33 protein-coding genes, 1 tRNA gene and 1 pseudogene are annotated in these 17,156 nt (G+C 70.5%); 30 read left to right on the top strand and 5 right to left on the bottom strand.

Features of this window, described 5'->3' with window-relative positions; all coding sequences use genetic code 11:
- The first annotated feature begins 12 nt into the window (after positions 1 to 12).
- Positions 13 to 171 carry a hypothetical protein gene (locus tag IEZ13_RS34195; protein ID WP_183225423.1) on the top strand — a complete coding sequence of 53 codons (159 nt, stop codon included), beginning with the start codon at positions 13 to 15 and terminating at the stop codon, positions 169 to 171.
- Here IEZ13_RS34195 and IEZ13_RS34200 read toward each other — a convergent pair.
- Positions 134 to 397, bottom strand: coding sequence for a hypothetical protein (locus IEZ13_RS34200; RefSeq protein WP_183225422.1), 264 nt, complete (start codon positions 395 to 397; stop codon positions 134 to 136). The genes IEZ13_RS34195 and IEZ13_RS34200 overlap by 38 nt on opposite strands.
- A 25-nt stretch (positions 398 to 422) precedes the next feature.
- Positions 423 to 1,937 (bottom strand): recombinase family protein, encoded by a 1,515-nt coding sequence (locus IEZ13_RS34205; protein WP_189285766.1) that lies wholly within the window; start codon positions 1,935 to 1,937, stop codon positions 423 to 425.
- A gap of 110 nt (positions 1,938 to 2,047) precedes the next feature.
- On the opposite strand from IEZ13_RS34205, the pseudogene IEZ13_RS34210 reads away from it, so the two are divergent.
- Positions 2,048 to 2,260, top strand: a pseudogene (locus tag IEZ13_RS34210) (regulatory iron-sulfur-containing complex subunit RicT); the annotation flags it as partial.
- Positions 2,261 to 2,405: 145 nt separating this feature from the next.
- Here IEZ13_RS34210 and IEZ13_RS34215 read toward each other — a convergent pair.
- Entirely contained in the window at positions 2,406 to 4,115 is a 1,710-nt protein-coding gene (locus IEZ13_RS34215; protein WP_183225420.1) for a metallophosphoesterase, read from the bottom strand.
- A gap of 58 nt (positions 4,116 to 4,173) precedes the next feature.
- Here IEZ13_RS34215 and IEZ13_RS34220 point away from each other — a divergent pair.
- Positions 4,174 to 4,247 (top strand) — tRNA-Thr (locus IEZ13_RS34220).
- 73 nt (positions 4,248 to 4,320) lie between these two features.
- Here the strand turns inward: IEZ13_RS34220 and IEZ13_RS34225 are convergent.
- A complete protein-coding gene (locus IEZ13_RS34225; RefSeq protein ID WP_183225419.1) occupies positions 4,321 to 5,601 on the bottom strand; it encodes a tyrosine-type recombinase/integrase in 1,281 nt (426 codons plus the stop codon).
- Between the two features lie 8 nt (positions 5,602 to 5,609).
- Positions 5,610 to 6,041 carry an XRE family transcriptional regulator gene (locus IEZ13_RS34230; RefSeq protein ID WP_183225497.1) on the bottom strand — a complete coding sequence of 144 codons (432 nt, stop codon included), beginning with the start codon at positions 6,039 to 6,041 and terminating at the stop codon, positions 5,610 to 5,612.
- Positions 6,042 to 6,266: 225 nt separating this feature from the next.
- On the opposite strand from IEZ13_RS34230, the gene IEZ13_RS34235 reads away from it, so the two are divergent.
- The 27 genes from IEZ13_RS34235 (at position 6,267) to IEZ13_RS34365 (ending at position 17,025) form a co-directional block, all read left to right on the top strand.
- Positions 6,267 to 6,497, top strand: a complete 231-nt coding sequence (locus IEZ13_RS34235; protein WP_183225418.1) for a helix-turn-helix domain-containing protein — start codon at positions 6,267 to 6,269, stop codon at positions 6,495 to 6,497.
- Entirely contained in the window at positions 6,494 to 7,666 is a 1,173-nt protein-coding gene (locus tag IEZ13_RS34240) for a hypothetical protein (protein ID WP_183225417.1), read from the top strand. The genes IEZ13_RS34235 and IEZ13_RS34240 overlap by 4 nt, the downstream gene beginning before the upstream one ends.
- Positions 7,663 to 8,151: a hypothetical protein gene (locus IEZ13_RS34245; RefSeq protein WP_183225416.1), complete on the top strand. Its 489-nt coding sequence runs from the start codon at positions 7,663 to 7,665 to the stop codon at positions 8,149 to 8,151. The genes IEZ13_RS34240 and IEZ13_RS34245 overlap by 4 nt, the downstream gene beginning before the upstream one ends.
- A complete protein-coding gene (locus IEZ13_RS34250; RefSeq protein ID WP_183225415.1) occupies positions 8,138 to 8,347 on the top strand; it encodes a hypothetical protein in 210 nt (69 codons plus the stop codon). The genes IEZ13_RS34245 and IEZ13_RS34250 overlap by 14 nt, the downstream gene beginning before the upstream one ends.
- A gap of 77 nt (positions 8,348 to 8,424) precedes the next feature.
- A complete protein-coding gene (locus tag IEZ13_RS34255; RefSeq protein ID WP_183225414.1) occupies positions 8,425 to 8,979 on the top strand; it encodes a hypothetical protein in 555 nt (184 codons plus the stop codon).
- Positions 8,976 to 9,299 (top strand): helix-turn-helix domain-containing protein, encoded by a 324-nt coding sequence (locus IEZ13_RS34260; protein WP_183225413.1) that lies wholly within the window; start codon positions 8,976 to 8,978, stop codon positions 9,297 to 9,299. The genes IEZ13_RS34255 and IEZ13_RS34260 overlap by 4 nt, the downstream gene beginning before the upstream one ends.
- Entirely contained in the window at positions 9,299 to 9,496 is a 198-nt protein-coding gene (locus IEZ13_RS34265) for a hypothetical protein (RefSeq protein WP_183225412.1), read from the top strand. The genes IEZ13_RS34260 and IEZ13_RS34265 overlap by 1 nt, the downstream gene beginning before the upstream one ends.
- On the top strand, positions 9,493 to 9,738 hold the full coding sequence (locus tag IEZ13_RS34270; RefSeq protein WP_183225411.1) for a hypothetical protein: 246 nt from the start codon (positions 9,493 to 9,495) through the stop codon (positions 9,736 to 9,738). The genes IEZ13_RS34265 and IEZ13_RS34270 overlap by 4 nt, the downstream gene beginning before the upstream one ends.
- Positions 9,739 to 9,869: 131 nt before the next feature.
- Positions 9,870 to 10,211, top strand: a complete 342-nt coding sequence (locus IEZ13_RS34275; protein ID WP_183225410.1) for a hypothetical protein — start codon at positions 9,870 to 9,872, stop codon at positions 10,209 to 10,211.
- A complete protein-coding gene (locus IEZ13_RS34280; protein WP_203834044.1) occupies positions 10,208 to 10,501 on the top strand; it encodes a hypothetical protein in 294 nt (97 codons plus the stop codon). Before IEZ13_RS34275 ends, IEZ13_RS34280 begins: the two co-directional genes overlap by 4 nt.
- Entirely contained in the window at positions 10,498 to 10,872 is a 375-nt protein-coding gene (locus IEZ13_RS34285; protein ID WP_183225409.1) for a hypothetical protein, read from the top strand. The genes IEZ13_RS34280 and IEZ13_RS34285 overlap by 4 nt, the downstream gene beginning before the upstream one ends.
- Positions 10,869 to 11,165, top strand: coding sequence for a hypothetical protein (locus IEZ13_RS34290; RefSeq protein WP_183225408.1), 297 nt, complete (start codon positions 10,869 to 10,871; stop codon positions 11,163 to 11,165). Before IEZ13_RS34285 ends, IEZ13_RS34290 begins: the two co-directional genes overlap by 4 nt.
- The gene (locus IEZ13_RS34295; protein ID WP_183225407.1) at positions 11,158 to 11,394 is read left to right on the top strand and encodes a hypothetical protein; all 237 of its coding nucleotides are present in this window, start codon (positions 11,158 to 11,160) and stop codon (positions 11,392 to 11,394) included. Before IEZ13_RS34290 ends, IEZ13_RS34295 begins: the two co-directional genes overlap by 8 nt.
- Positions 11,391 to 11,858 carry a hypothetical protein gene (locus IEZ13_RS34300; RefSeq protein ID WP_183225406.1) on the top strand — a complete coding sequence of 156 codons (468 nt, stop codon included), beginning with the start codon at positions 11,391 to 11,393 and terminating at the stop codon, positions 11,856 to 11,858. The genes IEZ13_RS34295 and IEZ13_RS34300 overlap by 4 nt, the downstream gene beginning before the upstream one ends.
- Positions 11,855 to 12,883, top strand: a complete 1,029-nt coding sequence (locus IEZ13_RS34305; protein WP_183225405.1) for a lambda-exonuclease family protein — start codon at positions 11,855 to 11,857, stop codon at positions 12,881 to 12,883. Before IEZ13_RS34300 ends, IEZ13_RS34305 begins: the two co-directional genes overlap by 4 nt.
- On the top strand, positions 12,876 to 13,097 hold the full coding sequence (locus IEZ13_RS34310; protein ID WP_183225404.1) for a hypothetical protein: 222 nt from the start codon (positions 12,876 to 12,878) through the stop codon (positions 13,095 to 13,097). The genes IEZ13_RS34305 and IEZ13_RS34310 overlap by 8 nt, the downstream gene beginning before the upstream one ends.
- Positions 13,097 to 13,915 carry a RecT family recombinase gene (locus IEZ13_RS34315; protein ID WP_183225403.1) on the top strand — a complete coding sequence of 273 codons (819 nt, stop codon included), beginning with the start codon at positions 13,097 to 13,099 and terminating at the stop codon, positions 13,913 to 13,915. Before IEZ13_RS34310 ends, IEZ13_RS34315 begins: the two co-directional genes overlap by 1 nt.
- Complete coding sequence (locus tag IEZ13_RS34320) at positions 13,912 to 14,271, top strand: PDDEXK family nuclease (RefSeq protein WP_183225402.1); 360 nt, start codon at positions 13,912 to 13,914, stop codon at positions 14,269 to 14,271. Before IEZ13_RS34315 ends, IEZ13_RS34320 begins: the two co-directional genes overlap by 4 nt.
- Entirely contained in the window at positions 14,268 to 14,522 is a 255-nt protein-coding gene (locus IEZ13_RS34325) for a hypothetical protein (protein WP_183225401.1), read from the top strand. Before IEZ13_RS34320 ends, IEZ13_RS34325 begins: the two co-directional genes overlap by 4 nt.
- Positions 14,522 to 14,974 (top strand): hypothetical protein, encoded by a 453-nt coding sequence (locus tag IEZ13_RS34330; protein WP_183225400.1) that lies wholly within the window; start codon positions 14,522 to 14,524, stop codon positions 14,972 to 14,974. Before IEZ13_RS34325 ends, IEZ13_RS34330 begins: the two co-directional genes overlap by 1 nt.
- The gene (locus tag IEZ13_RS34335) at positions 14,974 to 15,186 is read left to right on the top strand and encodes a hypothetical protein (protein WP_183225399.1); all 213 of its coding nucleotides are present in this window, start codon (positions 14,974 to 14,976) and stop codon (positions 15,184 to 15,186) included. Before IEZ13_RS34330 ends, IEZ13_RS34335 begins: the two co-directional genes overlap by 1 nt.
- Complete coding sequence (locus IEZ13_RS34340; protein WP_183225398.1) at positions 15,183 to 15,467, top strand: hypothetical protein; 285 nt, start codon at positions 15,183 to 15,185, stop codon at positions 15,465 to 15,467. The genes IEZ13_RS34335 and IEZ13_RS34340 overlap by 4 nt, the downstream gene beginning before the upstream one ends.
- Positions 15,464 to 15,715 carry a hypothetical protein gene (locus IEZ13_RS34345; RefSeq protein WP_183225397.1) on the top strand — a complete coding sequence of 84 codons (252 nt, stop codon included), beginning with the start codon at positions 15,464 to 15,466 and terminating at the stop codon, positions 15,713 to 15,715. The genes IEZ13_RS34340 and IEZ13_RS34345 overlap by 4 nt, the downstream gene beginning before the upstream one ends.
- Positions 15,712 to 15,978 carry a hypothetical protein gene (locus IEZ13_RS34350; RefSeq protein ID WP_183225396.1) on the top strand — a complete coding sequence of 89 codons (267 nt, stop codon included), beginning with the start codon at positions 15,712 to 15,714 and terminating at the stop codon, positions 15,976 to 15,978. The genes IEZ13_RS34345 and IEZ13_RS34350 overlap by 4 nt, the downstream gene beginning before the upstream one ends.
- Positions 15,963 to 16,406, top strand: a complete 444-nt coding sequence (locus IEZ13_RS34355) for a DUF6248 family natural product biosynthesis protein (protein ID WP_183225395.1) — start codon at positions 15,963 to 15,965, stop codon at positions 16,404 to 16,406. Before IEZ13_RS34350 ends, IEZ13_RS34355 begins: the two co-directional genes overlap by 16 nt.
- Positions 16,403 to 16,852: a hypothetical protein gene (locus IEZ13_RS34360; protein ID WP_183225394.1), complete on the top strand. Its 450-nt coding sequence runs from the start codon at positions 16,403 to 16,405 to the stop codon at positions 16,850 to 16,852. Before IEZ13_RS34355 ends, IEZ13_RS34360 begins: the two co-directional genes overlap by 4 nt.
- Positions 16,849 to 17,025, top strand: coding sequence for a hypothetical protein (locus IEZ13_RS34365; protein ID WP_183225393.1), 177 nt, complete (start codon positions 16,849 to 16,851; stop codon positions 17,023 to 17,025). Before IEZ13_RS34360 ends, IEZ13_RS34365 begins: the two co-directional genes overlap by 4 nt.
- Positions 17,026 to 17,156: the final 131 nt, after the last annotated feature.

Raw genomic sequence — 17,156 nt, forward strand, 5'->3', positions numbered from 1 at the left:
TAGCCTGAGGGCGTGCTCCTGATCGAGATCGAGGCGGTGCGGGTCTTCGAGCTTGCTGGCTTCCAGCTCATCTGGCTGGATCTGCAGGTAGAGGACCCGCCCCTCGTCAGCGACCCTCCCGAGCGGGAGCCCGTCACCATAGACGAGTATCCAGTGAAGCGGCGCTCTTAGCCCGCTCGATGTTCTCCCTCTGCAGGACGCCCCACGCATGCGGCGGCAACGGCTCGCCGTCGAGCAGCCCGAGGGCCCGGCGCTCCTCCTCCTGCTCACGCAGGAGTTGCAGGAGCTTGCCGATGTACCGGCCCTCATTGCCCTGAGTCAGGGCTTGCGCCTTCTCGGCCACCCATCGCGCGGTTGCCGGATCGAGCGGGATCTCAACCGCATACAGGTCATCCACCTGGCCAGGGTACGCCGCCCCGCCATCAGGCTTTCGGCTCGAACACTCGTTGCCACTCGGGCGTGAACTCAGTTTCAAGGTGCTCGGGTTTCCAGATCGGCTCGCCGGCCCGTGGCCGCCCCCGTCCGCGCTGAATGAGCCGAATGAACTGGAACGCATCGCTGAGGATGCCACGCTGCTCGCCCAAGTCCAGGGCGCCGAACTCCTCGTAAGCCGCCTCGATGTCGATGGTCTTCACCGGCCCGAAGCTGCCCGCCCTGGCGATCTCCATCTGAATGCCAGCCAGTTCGTGACGCAGCTCTGCGGTACCCGCATGCAACTGCTGGCGAGTGATCTTGCCAGTCACCTCTTCCACGATTAGCTCGTTGAGCCGCTTGTCAATCGCTCGCTCGCGCGCCTCCAGCGGACTCACGTCAACCCCAGTCGGCATCGGATGGAACGACACCCGATTCGTTCGCTTCATCTGCTCTACTAGCCGGCGCAGAACCAGGCCCTCCGCATAGTCGAGCGGGAGGGACGTGTGGCCCCGGCCTTCCTCCGGTTTCCACTTGTTGCCCTTGCAGGTGTAGAGCGGCTCATCGTTTCGCTTGGTCGCCTGTACCGGGCCGCCGCACACGCCGCATTCCGCGATGCCCGAAAGCAGGTTGGCCAGCTTGCCCTTGAGGGACTCGGGCCGCTGCCGGTCCGCGAGAAGCTTGTCAACCTTGAGGAAGGTCGCCTCGTCGATGATCGGCTTCCACGAACCCTTGCCCATGATCTCCCCGTAGAGGGTGATCATGCCCATGTTGCGCGGGTTGCGTAGTAGGAGCCTCACTGCGACGTTGCCCCACAGGCCGGTAGGGTTATAGGCGCGCTGACGAGGTGCCCGTGGCCGGGCCTCCTCCTCGCTGGGTGCGCTCGTGCGGAATCCCTTCTCGTTCCAGTCCGCGGCGATGGCCGTGAGCGCCTTGCCCTTGACTAAGTCGTAGTACGCCTGCTTGATCGCGGCAGCCTCGTCGGGAACGTGCGTGCCATCCTTGTTAAATCCGAACGGGCGGCGAATCCAGTTGGGCTTACCCCGGGCGACCCGCTGATCGCTGGCCAGAATCTGTCGCTCGGCTTTCCGTTCACCCTCGGCGGTCGCAACGGCGGCCAGGATGCGGGCCACCATGCGGCCCACGTCGGTCGTGAGGTCGATGTCGCCGGTCGCGGTGGCCAGACCGATGCCCTTGTCAATGGCAAGCTCGATCAGTGCTTCGAGGTCGCGCATGTCGCGGGTTACTCGGTCGAGGTGCCAGGCAACCACCAGATCGGCTTCGCCGGCCTCGATCGCCGTGACCACCTGCGACCAGCCGGCCCGGTCGGCGAGCCGCCAATCGGTGGCCGAGACCGTGTCCTCGACGACGGCGACTACCTCCCAGCCGCGAGCCAGGCAGAGTGCCCGACATGCTTGCTCCTGCCGTTCGAGGCCAGCGCCCTCGCCGGTCTTGTCGAGGCTCATCCGCAGGTAGATGATCACGCGAGGGATGGCCGCCTGCATGCCCGGCTGGCCGATGCGCATCGCCCGAAGCCGAGCCTTGGACTTAATCTGCGGCGGCGTCATCGCTGACCGATAAGGAGGGGAGTTGTCATGAGTCGAGTCTACGTTTAGAGTGGGCTACGAACAAGTAAGAACACCCTCTGTACCAGAAGTTCCAGGCCTCGGCCCCGGCCGTCGGATCCCGCGTCACCACGCCCGAGGGCGACGGCCGGGTGGTGGCCCACAGCGTCCCCAAGGACGCGGTCGTGGTCCGCATGGACGCCGACGGCTCCCGCTGCTCCTGCAGCCGCGCCTCGGTCTGCGCTCCCCGCCAGGCCCACGACGCCCACTACAACGCCGAGTAGGAGAAGTTCCTGCCGGCGAGGGTGAGTGGGCAGCTCCGCCCGGCGGGCGCGGCACCGGGCGTGGATGGGCAGAGGCTCGCGTGGAACCGGCGGGACGGGCCGGATTCGGCGGGGGCGGTGTTCGCGCGTACCCCTTGATGGGTTTTCAGTTGATCCTGATCGGAGGCTCGATGCGGTGCGCGGTCAACGGTGTGGCCGGGCGCAGCCAGGACTCGTGCGGATCGCCGTCAGGGTCGGCCACCCACTCGTGACAGATCCGGTCGACGCCGATCGGGTGGATGGTGAGTGAGCCGTCGAGCGTGATGTGCATGCGCAGGAAGCTTTTGGCGTCCTCGATGCCCTGGCCGGCGAAGAGCTCGTTGAGATTGACGTTGAAACGGGCGGCGATCAGCAGGTAGAGCGCCACCACCTGACTGGACAGGATCGCGATCAGCGGGCCGTAGACGAAGGCGGCCACCGCCAGTGGGCCCGGCCATGGCCAGTCGCGGAACGGGAGCTGCAACCACACCCACGTGCCGCCGATCGCCAGGGCGATCTGGGTCAGACCGTGTGCCACCCCGAGGACCCAGTGCCGGGCATGGCCGTCCGGTTTCGCGAAGGCGATGGTTCCGGCCATGATCAGTACGAGCATGAGCACCAGCGGGATGCTGAACAGCCGCTGGATGTTGCCGCCCTGACTGGCCGCGCCCGCCATGGCCAGCATGGTCAGCGTGTGGATGACGCCGAGCAGGTTGGCGAAATTGGCGTTGCGCCACGGGATCCGGTGGAAGACGCCCCAGCCCATCCGCCGTGAGGTCGGCGCGTCCGGGAAGGTGCCGCGCAGGTCGTACCGGAGGCTGCGGCTCCGGCTGCGGGTCAACGTCTCCTTCGGCGGCACCATGATGTGGTCCGGCAGGTTCTGGGTGCCCAGCGTGTACGCCCCACCGCCCCCGCAGGTGATCAGCTCCCGGTCCTCCCCGGAGAAGCGCGCGTAGTGGTGCAGGTCCCCGGACACCAGCACCCGCACCTGGGCCTGTGTCGGCGCCACGATGGTCCGGATGAAGTAGTCGACGGCGTCGTACGCGTGCGGGTTGTCCTTCGCCTTCACCCACGTCGGCGACGGCGTCATGATGATGACCCGGTCGTCCGGGCCGACCTGCTCGGCGGCCTTCTCGAAGTACAGCAGCTGCGGGTCGTCGATGTACGCCCCGAACTGCTCGTCCACCGCGAACAGCCACCAGTCGGCGGGCAGCTTCACCGCGAAGTACGACCGGCGCTGCTCGGTACGCCAGCCGCCGATGTGCCCGTCCTTACGCCGGGCGAACAGGCGCAGGAAGGCGGTGAGCCCGTCGTACCAGTCGTGGTTGCCGGGCAGCGCGAACAGGGTCGGCCGCGGCGCACCGGCCGGCGCCTCCGGAAGAGCCGCACGGTACGGGCCCTTCATCCGGTTCTCGTAGCCGTCGCCGCTGGCCAGCGGGTACACCTGGTCGCCGCCCATCAGCAGCAGCCGGCCGCGGGGCAGCCGCTCGCCGTCGACCTCCAGCTCCTCCTGCGACAACAGGTACGCCACCGAGTACGTCGCGTCGAACCCGTCCCCCAGGTCGGCCACGTAGTCCAGCCACAGCTCGCCGGTCGCCGTGGTGGAGTGGTCGAAGACGTCGCCGTCCAGCGCGTTCTGGAGTTCACGCTTGTCCAGGTACGCCCCGAAGAACAGGTGCAGCACCGCCCGCAACCCGGTGCTGAGCAGGAGCAACGGCGCCAGCCAGCCGATCGGCCCTTTCCGGGTGAAGCCGAGCTCCTGTGGGTCGAGGCTGCGTGGCCGGTTCGGCACATTCGTCTCGGGCCGGGCAGGATGCTGTCGGGGAACGATGGCCACCGAACGATCCTCCCCCGATGAGCGGGTGTCCGTCTATGCAGTAGGATGACTAACCGTTGCCGCCTTAGCTCAGTCGGCTAGAGCGACGCACTCGTAATGCGTAGGTCGTCGGTTCGATTCCGACAGGCGGCTCAGGGTACCGAGAGGGCCCGCTACCAGGGTGTTTGCCCAGGTAGCGGGCCCTCTCGTTTTCGTTCCGGCAAGATCAAGGGTGTAGGTCAGGGTGTACTACCTCCCGGAACAGTGCCCCGCCGATGCGCTCCGTAGCCGCGCGGGCCATCTCGCTGGCCACGTGCACATACCGCCGGGCCGTCCGAAGGTCGGAGTGCCCGAGCACCTCCTGCACCACCTGGAGGGGCACACCGAGCGCGGCCATCATCGTTCCCGCCGTGTGCCGGGCGTCGTGAAGCCGGCTCTCCGGCACGCCGGCCGCCGACAGGAGCGCCTTCCACTCCCGGTGGTCCGGTCCGGGATCGATCGGCTGTCCGTCGAGACGCGCGAACACGAACCCGTGGTCCTGCCACGCGTCGTCGGCCAGGATCCGCTCGATGCCCTGCTCCGTCTGATGCCGCCGCAGTTGCTCGATCAGCTGGTCCGGGATCGGCACGGTCCGCTTGCTCTTGCCCTTCGGGCTCTTGAGCACCAGCCCGGTGCGGCGGTCGCTGTCCGGCGGCTTCGACAGGTCGAGCACCGTCGACTCCGCGGACCGCAGCGTCATGGACCGCTGTGGGCAGTTCCCGCCCCGCCGCCGGCCGCACGCCCCGTCGCAACCGTGGTCGAAAGCTCTGCGTCGCAACTGCCAGAACACGCGGATCTCACCGCGGTCCAGGTCGACATGGGACCAGCGCAACCCGAGCGCCTCACCCTGACGCAGGCCCAACGCCAGGGCCAGCGACCACCGGGTGGCGTTACGCCGACCGGCTGCGGCGTCGAGCACCGCGACAGCGTCCTCCCGCGTCAGGGCGGCCTGTTCGATCTGCTCCGTCGTGGGCGCGTCGATGAGCTTCGCGACGTTACGGGTCACCAGGCGCCGTCGCAGGGCCACCTCGAGGGCGCGCGACAGGATGCGGTGCACCTTGAGCTGAGTGGAGTCGGCCCGGCCGGCCCGCTGCATGCCGAGGTAGACCTCCTCGAGCTGGTGCGGCTGGAGCCGGTCGAGCCGGGTCGAGCCGATCACCGGCAGCACCCAATGGTCGATCTTCGACCGGTAGTCCTTGACGGTCCCCGGGTCGCACCGCCGCGGGGCGACCGTAGTGAGGTAGGTGTCGAGCCACTGGGCGACACTGTCCGGCCGGCCCGGCTTGACGACGGCGCCGCCGCGGACCTGGTCGAGTAGCTCGTCGATGCGGTCCTCGACCAAGGTCTTGGTCTCGCGCTTGATGTGCCGCTGGTCGGGGCGGCCGTTGGGCTTGGTGCCGACGGTGATCCAGGCGTGCCAGAGCCCATCGGCGCCTTTCCTGATAGTCGGGTACCGATTGCGGGGCATCGCTGCTCCTAGCCTGCGTTGCGCGTCCTCTGCTCTGCTCGCTCATCGGCGGCAACACGGCCGGCGAGCATTTGCAGGGACTTGCGGATGAAGTCCTTCTCGACTTCGGGAGTGGTCGGGTCTGCGAGCCGGCGCATGATGATCTGGACGTCGCGGGGGAGCGGCGGTCCGGGCGTGGGCGTGGGGGCGGCGTCCGTCATGCCGAGCGCGGCCATCGCGTCATCGATGCTGGCCCCGACGGCCGTGCAGAAGCGACGGACCCGCTCGAGCTGGGGGAGGTCACGGCCTTCACCGCGGCGCCACCGGTGGAAGGTAGACGACCCGACCCCACTGATCTCGGAGATCTTCGTATCCGTCATGCCGTTGGCGCGCGCCTGCTCGAGGGCGCGGGTGACGAACGCGGCGAAGCGTACGCGAGCGACGGCGGGGTCTAGGGGCATGGCCACGCTGCCACGGTAAGTCCCATTTCCGGGACGATTGTCCCGCGGATGGGAACGGTCCCGTGCGCGAAACCGGCGCGGCGGCCGCTGGGTGCCCGGTCTCTGGCGTATTGATCGCCTGATTGCACTGCGTTGCATGGTTTACACGGTAGTCATGGCGGCCCATGGTCGAATCAGCCGAAAGTATGAGTGGTGCCATGCATGGGACCGCGCTAGGTTAGTCCCATGCATGACGCTGCAACGCCGATCAATCCCGAGCGCGACGGTGGGCTCGTGGGTAACAGGCAGCTGGCTTACACCGTCCCCAACGCCGCCCGAGCCTTGGACATCAGTGACCGCCAGGCGTGGAAGCTGGTCCACGAGGGCGTCATCAAGTCCATCAAGATCGGCCGCTCCCGCAGGGTCACCCGCCAGGCGCTCGAGGAGTACATCGAGGGCCTGCGGAGCGCGGCATGAGCGACCTCGCCCCCATCGAACTGACCGCCGACGAGGCGCGCGAGCTGACCGCCGAGATCCGCCGGGACCTGGACGGCCTTCTTCCGAAGGTTAAGCGGGCATTCGAGGGCCGTGCGGACCGGGCGTTGGGCTACGCGTCGTGGCAGGCGTACTGCGCGGCCGAGCTCGGCGACGTCCGGGTGCCGCTCGGCGACCGACCGACCGCCGTGGCCGAGCTGCGCGGTGCCGGGATGTCGACCCGGGCCATCGGTTCGGCGCTCGGCATCGGCCAGACCCAGGTGATGCGGGACCTCGAACGTCTGAACACAAAGGGTTCAGACGGTCAGCCCGAGCGGATCGTCTCCCTTGATGGCCGCGCCCGCCCCGCCGCCCGCCCCGCCGCCGAGGAGCGCGCCGACCCCGCCCCGGCCATCGCCGCCGAGGTCCTGCGGGTCCTCGCCGAGGTCGGCCCGAACGGTGCCTCGGTCGCGCAGATCTCCGACCGCGGCAGCGACTGGCCGTTGGGCATCGTCATCGCCCAGATCGAGGCCGCGGTCCGCGAGCTGGCCAACGGCGGACAGGTCGAGCCTGCCGGTCGTGGGATGAACGGCAACCGCGTGGTGGACCTGTGGGCGCTCGCCGAGCAGCCCCCCGAAGACCTCCCGGTGCCCGCACCGGGAGAGGGCCGGTCGGCCGGCCTCCCGTCGCCCGATGCCCCGGGCGACGCAAGCGACGCGTCTGTGGTGGGCGCTGTCGCGGCCGACAAGCTTCCCGCCGGGCGCGCCTGCGAGGCGTGCGGCGGCGGGGTTCCCTTCGCCTCGGCCGCGTCCGGCTATCGCCGGTGCGGCGACTGCGATCCGGCCGGCGAGCACTGGGCCGACGGTGACGGCGGCCTGTGCCTGGGCTGCAACCCGCCCACCGACGAGCCCGCGCCGGAGCCCGAGCCGGCCAGGCCGCCGCTGCTGTCGCCGGAGGAGGTGCAGCGGATCCAGGCCGAGGCCGAGCGGGGCCGTGCGATCGCCCACGCGCGCCGAGTCGCCGAGCGGCTCCAGACCGAGGTGTCCGGCTTCATCACCGACATCGAGGCCGCCGTGCTGTACGGCGAGACCGGCCTCTTCACCGAGGACATGGCGGCCTTCCTGCGGAAGCAGGCCGACCGCGTCGAGCACTACCTGGGGGAGCGGCAGTGAACGGAACGCAGGCATACCGGTTCGCGCTGGCGAACGCGCCGCGCAACGACGACGGGCAGGCCGTCGAGAAGTCGCTCGTCGACATCGTCGAGCGGGTGATCGATTTCGATCCGGCCGAGGAGCGTCGCAAGAAGGCGCAGCGGGTGGTGTCGGCGCGGAAGCGGCCGGGGCAGACGGCGCCGGCCGGGAAGGTGGCGCTGCCGGGCCTGGGTTTGTTCGAGTACGAGCCGGATCGGCTCGTCGCCGACGACCAGGGCAACGTGATCGAGAACTCGCGGGCACTGGCGCGGCACAAGCGGGCGGAGGCGCGCCGATCGGCGACGAACGCGGACCGGGCGCAGGAGCGCGCCGTTCAGGACCAGGTCGAGGCCGAGCTGATGGAGGCCTGGTCGGCGGCTCAGCAGAAGGCGGGCCGAGCTCCCGGTGAGCTGACGTTCGGTGTGTACCTGGCCGAGACCGGGCTGCTGGCGGATGACGCCGCGTGAGCCCGGGCCCGTCCGGGCCGGAGCCGTCGCGGCCGGTGACTCCGCGCCCGGTGCGTCCTCGCCGCCGCCCGTGGTGGTGGCCGAGGCCGAAGAAGTGACCGACGACCCGGACCTGGTCGATGCGTTCGGCCCGGTCTCCCGCTGGTGGGTCGGCGAGGTGCCCGGCCTCGGCCTGATGCGCCTGCCCCTGCCCTGACATAGATCGCGCCGCCCGGCAGCCACCGGACGGCGCGCGCACCGGACAGCAACTCCCTGCGAAGAAAGGACAGTCCAGTGACTCAGCCCATCATCCACGACCAGCAGGCTCGCCGCCGCGAACTGATCGCCGCGATCAACGCCGGGGTCGACTTCGGCCTGCCCGCGCCGTGCGACATCCGCCTCCACTCGAACCACATCGACCTCGACTCCGCCGCTGACCTGTGCGGCTGGGCCGATTGGTTCGGCTACACCCAGACCATCCCGGCGACCGAAGGCCAGCCGCACCCGGACCTCGCCGACCCGGCCAAGTCTGATGAGTGGCTGACCAACATCTACTTCAACTGGCGCGGGACCATGCTGCACCTTGGCGCCCGCGACCCGATCACCGACGAGCAGCGCCAGCACTGGATCGACTCCGGTGCGGCGGCCCGGTTCGCCGAGCCCGAGCAGGCTCCCCCGGCCGTCGCCGAGCCGGCGTCCCCCGCCCCGGTCGGTGACCTGTCGTGGCGGGAGCGGGTCGAGGCGCATCCGCCGGCGGCTAAGCACTCGAAGGAGTGCGACGGCCAGGACGCCGACCGCCCGTGCCGCATGGACTGCCCGGCCCGGATCGCCGCCGAGGCCCGGCGATGAGGCCGCGCGCGACCGGGACCGAGGTGTCCCGCAAAGCCGCGATCCGCATCCGTATCCGCCGTCTCGACCTCGGCCTGACCATGAAGCAGCTGACGCAGCGCCTGGCCGACATCGGCTGCCCGCTCCCGGAGTCCGGCGTCTGGAAGGTCGAGTCGGGCTATCGGGCGAACATCACCGTCGACGAGGCGGTCGCGTTCGCCCGGGTCCTGAGGATGCCGGTCGAGAGGCTGCTTGGTCCCGGCCCGGCATGCCTGGTGTGCGAGGACCGGCCGGCGTCCGGGGCGGCGTGCCTGAACTGCGGCGCGGACGGTGGTCGCTGATGGCCATCCACCGCGGTGAGGCCGCCCGCCCGGAGCCGGTCGTGCATGTCGCTGAGAAGTTCGGCCCGACCGCGTGCGGCCTGGCCCCGGCGGCGATCCCGTTCATGGACAACACCACCGGCGTCGGCCGTAACGCGACCTGCCCGGCCTGCCGGGACGCGCTGTCGCGCGACGTGGTGAGCGGGTACCGGCGGTGAGCGCGCCGTGCGCGTGGGCGCTGCTCATGGACGGCCTGGAGCGCCTGGACGACATCGCCCCGGCGGCGCTGCCGGAGATCTGCGCGGAGATCGCGACTCATCGGGTGCGTTTCGACCGCCCGGACCTGGGCGTTTGGTTCCTGGCCGTCGCCGAGGTGTGCGCGTCCCACGCGGAGTCGGCGGCGCGTCTCGGCGGGCTGGGGCTCGGCGAGATTCCCCGGCACGCGACCGCTTCCCCCTGACCTAACCCGGCCGGACCCGTCGTTAGCGGGCCCGGCGCCGGCCCGGGGCGCTGTCCCGCCAGGCAGCACCCCGGGCCCCGAACTTCGCACCTCTTCCCACCTGCTTCGCACCTACTTCGCAGGAGACGCAGATGACCATCACCATTCACAACCGCGACGGGAGCCTCGTCGACATCGGGGACACCCTCGGCATCCTGCTCTCGTCCGGGTCGGAGCCCCCGACCGTCCGCATCACCCCGTCGTTCCGCCGCCCGAACGCCACCGGTGAACAGCGGGTCGTCATCCCGCGCACGATCGGGGCCTTCGACTCCCCGCCCGACCAGGAGCCGCCGATCGACGCGTTGCAGCGCCGGTTCAACCGTTTCTACTCGAACCGGCCGGTCGCCGAGCCGGCCGGCCGTCACCGCAGCGCCGACCAGCCTGGCCCGGTCGCCCGCCTGCGCGCCCTGTTCGGGGGGTGGGTCTCGTGGTGACCGACATCGACCGCGGCCCGGCCGACGTCTACGAGATCACCTGGATGTCCGGGCACATCGAGACCATCCAGGCGCACCAGCTGTCCTGGCCGCGCCGTGGCGAGTTCATGATGCGGGACCTGTTCGGTCAGGCGGGCGGCGACAAGGGCCCGGACCGCATCCAGATGCACGCCGAGATCGACGGTCGTTGGAAGCTGACGCTGTCCGCCCGCGAGGAGGACATTCGCACGATCCGGCTCGTCACCGAGCCCGAGCAGGTGCCCGGCGCGACCGAGGGCGGTGTCCGATGACCGCCCCCGTCTACCGCGACTTCCTCCACACCCCGATGCCGCACCGCCTGGACCGCCGCTGGGCGTGGCAGGTCGGAGACGGCCCGCTGCACGTCCTCGGCGAGGGTCTGACCTGGACCCGGTGGGGTGCGATGCGTGCCCGGGACCGGTTCGCCGCGACCTGCCGCACCCCGCAGCAGGCACTCCTCGAGGACCTGGCGGCCGTGTGCGAGCAGCTGCACCGGGCCGGCATCGACGTGTCGGCGGAGGTCGACGAGCGGGGCCGGGTGTGCGTGCACCCGCTGTGCCCGTGCAGCGATGTGGACCACCGGCGGGTGCTGCTGGCGTTCTGCCGCGTCGTCGGCCCGGTCCGCTGGGAGGTGAACGCATGATGGCTCAGGCTCCCGACTGGAAGATCGAACAGCCCCCCGCCGCCGAGATGATGTTCCCCGTCCGGTGCATGCACTGCCGGGGCGTCTACAGCCTGACGCACGTCAAGGTCACCGCCCGCTACGCCGACTGCTCGGTGTGGACGTCGCCGTGCTGCGGGTTCCCGGGCATCGACGACCGGCCGTGGGTCCGGGACCGGCACTACCGGGAGATCAGCAAGCAGGAAGCCGCCGACGGGCACGACTTCTACGACGTGTTCGGCATCCGCCGTCGAGGCGGTGGTCGCCGTGCCTGAGCCGACCGACCTGCCCGCCGCCCGCCGAGCCGACCGCGACCGCGAGCTGAACAACCTCGTCGACTGGCTGCTCGCCCAGGCTGCCGACCGCGACGGCCTCGACGTGCTGGAGGCGAGCGTCGACCTCGCCGAGTGGATGGCCGGGCGGCTGGGGTCGAGGGAACTCGCCGAGGCCGTCGCCGCGCTCGCCATCCGCCTGCACCGTTCCGCCTCGGAGGTGGTCCTGTGAAGACGTTTCCGAACTGGCGCGCGGTGGGCCGCGCGATGCGGTGGGCCCGGCAGCAGAAGAGCGTCACCGCGCCGCGATTTGTGCTCGACAACGTGCGCGATTCCACTGCTCTGGAGCTGGCCTGGAAACTCGCCGATGGCCGTGAGGTCGAGGTGTGGCGGTGGCGTAGCGGCAACGGCGGCATCGACCTCACCGTGAAGCACAAGCCGGTTCACGGTAAGCCGGAGCTGTACGCCGGGATGGACGGCATCCGCGACGCCGCCGAGGTGCTCCGTGTCCTCGCCGCCCTGGACCTGATCCCCGCCGACATCGCCTACGCCGCCGACGAGCGGTACGGCCGGTGCGTGCGGTGTGGGCTGCTCGCCCGGTGGTGGCCGGCCGAGGCCGAGGCCGGGGAGCGGTGGGTGCACGTCACCCGGCTCCGGTTCGACCTCAACCCGCACCCGGCGGAGGTGGCCGGGTGACCCCCGTCGAGCTGCTGCCGCCCGGCACCGGAAACCACGACGAGCAGTGGCATCAGCTGCGCCGTGAGGGCGTGACCGCGTCGGAGATCGCCGTCGTCATGGGGATCAGCCCGTACGACAGCCCGTTCAGCCTGTTCTGGGCGAAGGTCAACGACTGGCGGTGGGACGGCAACGACCTCACCTCGGCGGGAAGCCACCTCGAGGACGCCATCGCCGACTGGTGGATGGCCGCGTGCGACCCGCTGGAGAACCTGATCAAGCGGTCGGCCGGGCTCTACGCCCACCCGGATCGGCCGTGGCAGCTCGCCACCCCGGACGGGCTGCTGCTCACGCCCTGCGCGGACTGCGAGGGCACCGGGCTCTACCCGAGCGGCCGGTTCACCTACTACTGCCCGGACTGCAACGGCAAGGGCGGCTCGCTGGTCGCCCTGCTGGAGTGCAAGTGGGTGGCTCACAGCTGGGACGGCTGGGGCGAGCCCGGCACCGACGAGATCCCCGTCTACTACCGCGCCCAGGTGCTGTGGCAGGCCGACGTCCTCGGCGTCTCCACCGTCTACATCGCCGCCCTCGGCCCGACCGGATTCCGGTCGTACGTCGTGCACATCAACGAGGCGGCACAGGCCGACCTGGAGGTGATGCGGGCCGCCGGCTTCGACTTCTTCCAGCGCCTGGAAGGCGGCGACGCCCCGGACCTGGGCGGCCACGACGCCACGATCAGCGCTCTCCAGCGGCTCCATCCGACGCTCGGCGACGGCGAGGTGCAGGTGTCGGTCGAGCTGGCCGAGCGGTACCGGCAGGCCCGCGCCGACCGGGACGAGGCGAAGGCCCGGGTCGCGGCGTGCGAGGCGGAGATCCGGGCGGCGCTCGGCTCCGACTTCAACCGGGCCATGTGCGGCAAGAAGCTCGTCGCCTCCCGCTCCGTCTTCGAGCGGCGCAGCGACGACGAGCACGAACTGATGGCCATCGACGACGCGTGGCCGACCACCGACCGACTCAACCCCGGAAGGGCGGACTCCTATGCCTGAGATCCCGGAGTACCTACGGCTCACCGGCGACGAGGACGGTGACGTCTCTCTCGACTGCCACCACTCGGGCTGCGACACATACGAGCACGGCTCGATCGCCTACTACGGCTGGAACGTCATCCGCCGCGACAAGCCGTACTTCGAGCCCACCCGGCTCGCCGAGTTCATCGACTTCATCAACCAGCACGCCGCATCCCACGGGGAGAGCTTCTGATGCCCGAGACCGTCACCAGCGCCGTCGCCCAGCGGGACACCTCGCCGACCACGCTGGTCGCCGGCTACCGCGACGACTTCGCCGCGGTCCTGCCCTCGCACCTGCCGCCCGCGACCTTCGTCCGCCTCGCCCAGGGTGTGCTACGCCGTGATCAGAACCTGATGCGGGCGGCCATGAACAACGCCGGGTCGCTGATGACGGCGATGCTCGACTGCGCCCGCCTCGGCCACGAGCCCGGCACCCCCGCTTACTACTTCGTCCCGATCAAGGGCGCCGTGGAGGGCTGGGAAGGCTACCGGGGCGTCATCGAGCGCATCTACCGGGCCGGGGCCGTGCAGTCGGTGCGCGCGGAGGTCGTTCGCAAGAACGACTTCTACGAGTACGAGGAGGGCATGCCGCACCCGATCCACCGATTCGAGCGGTTCGCGTCGGCGGAGGAACGCGGCGAGCTGGTCGGCGTGTGGGCGTACGCGGTGATGCTCGACGGCGGCATGTCCCGCCCGGTCGAGATGGGTCGCGAGGAGGTTCTCGCCCACCGCGACATGAACCCGTCCAACAGCCGCTCCGACTCCCCGTGGAAGAAGTGGGAGCGGTCGATGTGGCTCAAGTGCGCGGTGCACGAGCTGGAGAAATGGGTGCCGTCCAGCACCGAGTATCGGCGCGAGATCGCCCGGATGGCCGCCCCGCAGCAGTCCGCAGTCATGCCGGTGACGTACGCGCCGCCGGCCACCGTCGCCCCGTCGCGGCAGGACGCCATCGAGGGCGAGGTGGCCGAGGACTGGCCCGCCCCCGCCGAGGTCCCGGGCGGTGCCGAGTGAGCGCCTCCAAGCGCAAGGGCACGGCCGCCGAGCGGGGCCTGGTCGACTACCTGCGCACCGCGGGCTTCCCGCACGCCGAGCGTCGCCTCGCCGGATCCGCCCAGGACCGCGGCGACCTGGCGGGCATCCCCGGCGTGGTCGTCGAGGTGAAGAACCACGCCAGCCTCAACCTGGCGGGCTGGGTCGACGAGGCCGTGCTGGAGCAGGCCAACGACGGCGCCGACTACGGGATCGTCGTGCACAAGCGGCGCGGCAAGGGCGATGCCGGCGAGTGGTATGCGACGTGCACGGTGGCGCAGATGGCCCGGCTGCTGCGGCAGGCCGGCTACGGCACCCCGCTGGACGGTGCGGCATGACCATCCGCGAAACCCTGCTCACCCGCATGACCAACACGATCGCCGACGAGCTGTCGCTCAACCCGACCGCCGAGGGTGTCCGGAGCGGGCTGGAGTCGGCGCTCGGCCAGGTCGCCCGCGACATCCTTGCCGTGCTCGCCGAGCTGCCCCGGCACTACCACTACTCCGACAGCAGCCGGGAGACGTGCACGGTCTGTGCGGCCGCGCGCCGTCTGGCTGTCATCTTCACCGACCAGGACGGAGCCTCCTGATGACCGACCGACAGCACAGCAAGCCCATTCGTCTCGCCTCCGTCGCGCTCTACGCCATGGTCGCGGGCAACATTCCCCGCGCCCAGAGCGCCTTCGAGCGCCTCGCCACCGAATGCCCCGACGGGATCATCGACGCCCTGATCGGCTGGTGCGACACCGTCCTCGCCCACATCAACGGCGGCACGTGGGACTTCTCGCCGATGCGGGTCATCCCGATGGCCGTGGAGACCGGCGAACTCGGTGGCGACCTGGAGGCCCCGAAGCAGTGGGCAATGGATCTGATCCAGGCACGCGGCAACGGCGACCAGGCGGCGTTCGAGGCGCTGCTGCGCAAGGTCGCCGAGGTCCCGGACGGCTGGGAGCGGGGCCGGTACGGCTCGGCCCTGCTGGAGATCTGCGCCATGTCGATCCGGACTCTGCCGAGCGGGCTGACCCGGCTCGGGAGGTCCTGATGTTCGACCGATTCCTCAACCGCTCCCAGCCGGCCGGCATCGACCCCAAGGCCGCCACGCCGAGCCCGCTCGCGGATCGGCTTGCCGAGATCGACACGAAGCTGGACGAGTACCGCGTCGAACGGCCGCGGACGCCGCTCACGCGGGCCGCGATGGACGCGCTGCTGGACCGGCGGCTCCGTCTGTGGCCCGGCGGCGAGGGGGGATCGTGATGGCCGAGCACGTTCCATACCTCCAGTTGATGGCCGACCAGCGCGAACAGATCCATGCCTGGCTCACCGATCACCGCATCAACTACACCCGAGTCCCCGTCTACGCCCAGTTTGCCTACGACTCGGCGACCCAGGAATGGCGGATCCCCATCTATTGGCACGACAGCAACGGCCGGATGCGCATCGACCTCGATGGCCATGGCCTGGAATTGGTGCGTCAGCACGTTGTGCGGCGTCGGGAGCTGCGCCCGCTGCCCTGGCCTGAGGTCGGTGCCGCATGACCCGCCGCTACCCCAACGGCACCTGGTGCGGCGGCATCGTGCCGCTGGTCGTGCTGCTGATGCCGTACGCGCTGGTCCGGTACGCCATCGACTGGTGCCGGGCCCGGCGGGAAGCCTCGGCCGGTTCCTGCATCAAGGTCGTCGGGATGGGTCCGTTCCCACTGCCGGGCGAGAAGGCGCGACGCCGCCGGGCGCTGGACGAGGCGCGTGAGCTGCTACGTCTTGCCGATTCGGACGGCGCGCCGTGAGCGGCCGGACGCCCGAGGGCTACGAGATCGCCGCCTGCCGCTCCTGTGACGCCCCGATCGTGTGGGCCACCAGCAGCGGCGGCAAGCCGATGCCCGTCGACGCCGAGCCGAGCGAGGGCGGCAACGTCGAGCTGTCGCTCCAGCCCGGCCTGTGGGTCGGCCCGGTCGCCACCGTCGTCTCCGGGCCGACGCTGTTCGGTGGCACCCGGCGCAAGGCCCACTTCACGACCTGCCCCGAGGTGAACGAGTGGAGGCAGCGGTGATCGCCCCGATGACGGCGGCCGCCGCCGACTGGATCTACCACGAGGTGCTCACCGACACCTACCGCGACAGCTGCACGATCGAAGGCAACCCGCGGACCATCGTCAACTGCCGCTGTCACGCCGGCCAGTGCGGGCACTGCGACGCCGGACGGCACCACCTGTGCCGGACCAAGCAGCAGCCGCACATCGTCTGCGAGACGTTCATCGTCAACCACCGCGGTGCCGCCCGCACCGAGGTGTGGCTGTCGGGCCGCCCGTGCCGGTGGGTGTGCCCGTGCGACTGCCCGCCGCCGGAGCCGGAAACGAACCCGGGGCTGTTCGATGCCGGCCCGGCCCGGGTGAAACGGCACGGGCAGCCGGAGACGCGTCGGCACCGGGAGCTGCACGGGCAGCTGGACCTGTTCGACCTGGCGGGAGGTGCCCGGTGACCGAGCCGATCGCCTTCACAACCACCCGATACCGGTGCCCGCACTGCCCTCGCACAGGGGCGGTCCGGGCCCGGGTCCGGGACCACATCGGCCGCTGCTGGACCAACCCGGCCGCGCGCGGCTGCAAGACCTGCACGCACTACCGGCCGCCGTGGGACGACACCTGCGACGCGCCGCAAGGCTGCGTGGGCTGCGCCAGTGGCGACGAGTCGTGCGCCGCGGGCGTCAGCCTGGCCGGGCGGCCGGAGTGCGAGCGGTGCCACGGCGCGAACCAGGTGTTCACCGGCGAGATCTTCCGGCCCCGGTTCGGTGTCGGCGGGCCCGTCTACGCCCAGTGCCCCGAATGCGGCGGCAACGGCCGGGCGGTCAAGGCCGGGCCGATCGTGCACTGCGACCTGTGGGCACTGGCCGAGCCGGACGAGGGCGAGCCGGGAGGTGCCCGGTGAGCCGCCCGAAGCCGCACGTGCACGTCGTCGACCCGTCCGTGCCGCCGGACCCGCTCGACCGGCGTGACCCGCCCGCCCGCGCCTGCCGTGACTGCGGCCGGATGAGTCGGCCCGGCGACGCCCACCACACCATGCCCGACCCGGTGCCCGACCCGCGGCCAGGCGACGGATAGCTGATACGGGAATGCGCCCCGGAATCACTCTAGGGCGCATTCCCGATACCCACAGGAATTGCACACAGGCTGTGGATAAAGAACGAGGCGAATAGTGATCGACACTACATCCGGAATGGGCACGGCGCGGG

Source organism: Actinoplanes campanulatus (genome assembly GCF_014647795.1).
In the GTDB taxonomy this organism is placed as follows: Bacteria; Actinomycetota; Actinomycetes; order Mycobacteriales; family Micromonosporaceae; genus Actinoplanes; species Actinoplanes campanulatus.

Excerpts from the sequence above, each read along its gene's own strand:
- IEZ13_RS34240 (WP_183225417.1), top strand. The coding sequence starts at position 6,494 with ATGAGCGACCTCGCCCCCATCGAACTGACCGCCGACGAGGCGCGCGAG.
- IEZ13_RS34330 (WP_183225400.1), top strand. The coding sequence starts at position 14,522 with ATGACCGACCGACAGCACAGCAAGCCCATTCGTCTCGCCTCCGTCGCG.
- IEZ13_RS34290 (WP_183225408.1), top strand. The coding sequence starts at position 10,869 with ATGATGGCTCAGGCTCCCGACTGGAAGATCGAACAGCCCCCCGCCGCC.
- IEZ13_RS34260 (WP_183225413.1), top strand. The coding sequence starts at position 8,976 with ATGAGGCCGCGCGCGACCGGGACCGAGGTGTCCCGCAAAGCCGCGATC.
- IEZ13_RS34335 (WP_183225399.1), top strand. The coding sequence starts at position 14,974 with ATGTTCGACCGATTCCTCAACCGCTCCCAGCCGGCCGGCATCGACCCC.
- IEZ13_RS34285 (WP_183225409.1), top strand. The coding sequence starts at position 10,498 with ATGACCGCCCCCGTCTACCGCGACTTCCTCCACACCCCGATGCCGCAC.
- IEZ13_RS34345 (WP_183225397.1), top strand. The coding sequence starts at position 15,464 with ATGACCCGCCGCTACCCCAACGGCACCTGGTGCGGCGGCATCGTGCCG.
- IEZ13_RS34205 (WP_189285766.1), bottom strand. The coding sequence starts at position 1,937 with ATGCGCATCGGCCAGCCGGGCATGCAGGCGGCCATCCCTCGCGTGATC.
- IEZ13_RS34230 (WP_183225497.1), bottom strand. The coding sequence starts at position 6,041 with ATGCCCCTAGACCCCGCCGTCGCTCGCGTACGCTTCGCCGCGTTCGTC.
- IEZ13_RS34325 (WP_183225401.1), top strand. The coding sequence starts at position 14,268 with ATGACCATCCGCGAAACCCTGCTCACCCGCATGACCAACACGATCGCC.
- IEZ13_RS34315 (WP_183225403.1), top strand. The coding sequence starts at position 13,097 with ATGCCCGAGACCGTCACCAGCGCCGTCGCCCAGCGGGACACCTCGCCG.
- IEZ13_RS34310 (WP_183225404.1), top strand. The coding sequence starts at position 12,876 with ATGCCTGAGATCCCGGAGTACCTACGGCTCACCGGCGACGAGGACGGT.
- IEZ13_RS34265 (WP_183225412.1), top strand. The coding sequence starts at position 9,299 with ATGGCCATCCACCGCGGTGAGGCCGCCCGCCCGGAGCCGGTCGTGCAT.
- IEZ13_RS34275 (WP_183225410.1), top strand. The coding sequence starts at position 9,870 with ATGACCATCACCATTCACAACCGCGACGGGAGCCTCGTCGACATCGGG.
- IEZ13_RS34225 (WP_183225419.1), bottom strand. The coding sequence starts at position 5,601 with ATGCCCCGCAATCGGTACCCGACTATCAGGAAAGGCGCCGATGGGCTC.
- IEZ13_RS34235 (WP_183225418.1), top strand. The coding sequence starts at position 6,267 with ATGCATGACGCTGCAACGCCGATCAATCCCGAGCGCGACGGTGGGCTC.
- IEZ13_RS34250 (WP_183225415.1), top strand. The coding sequence starts at position 8,138 with ATGACGCCGCGTGAGCCCGGGCCCGTCCGGGCCGGAGCCGTCGCGGCC.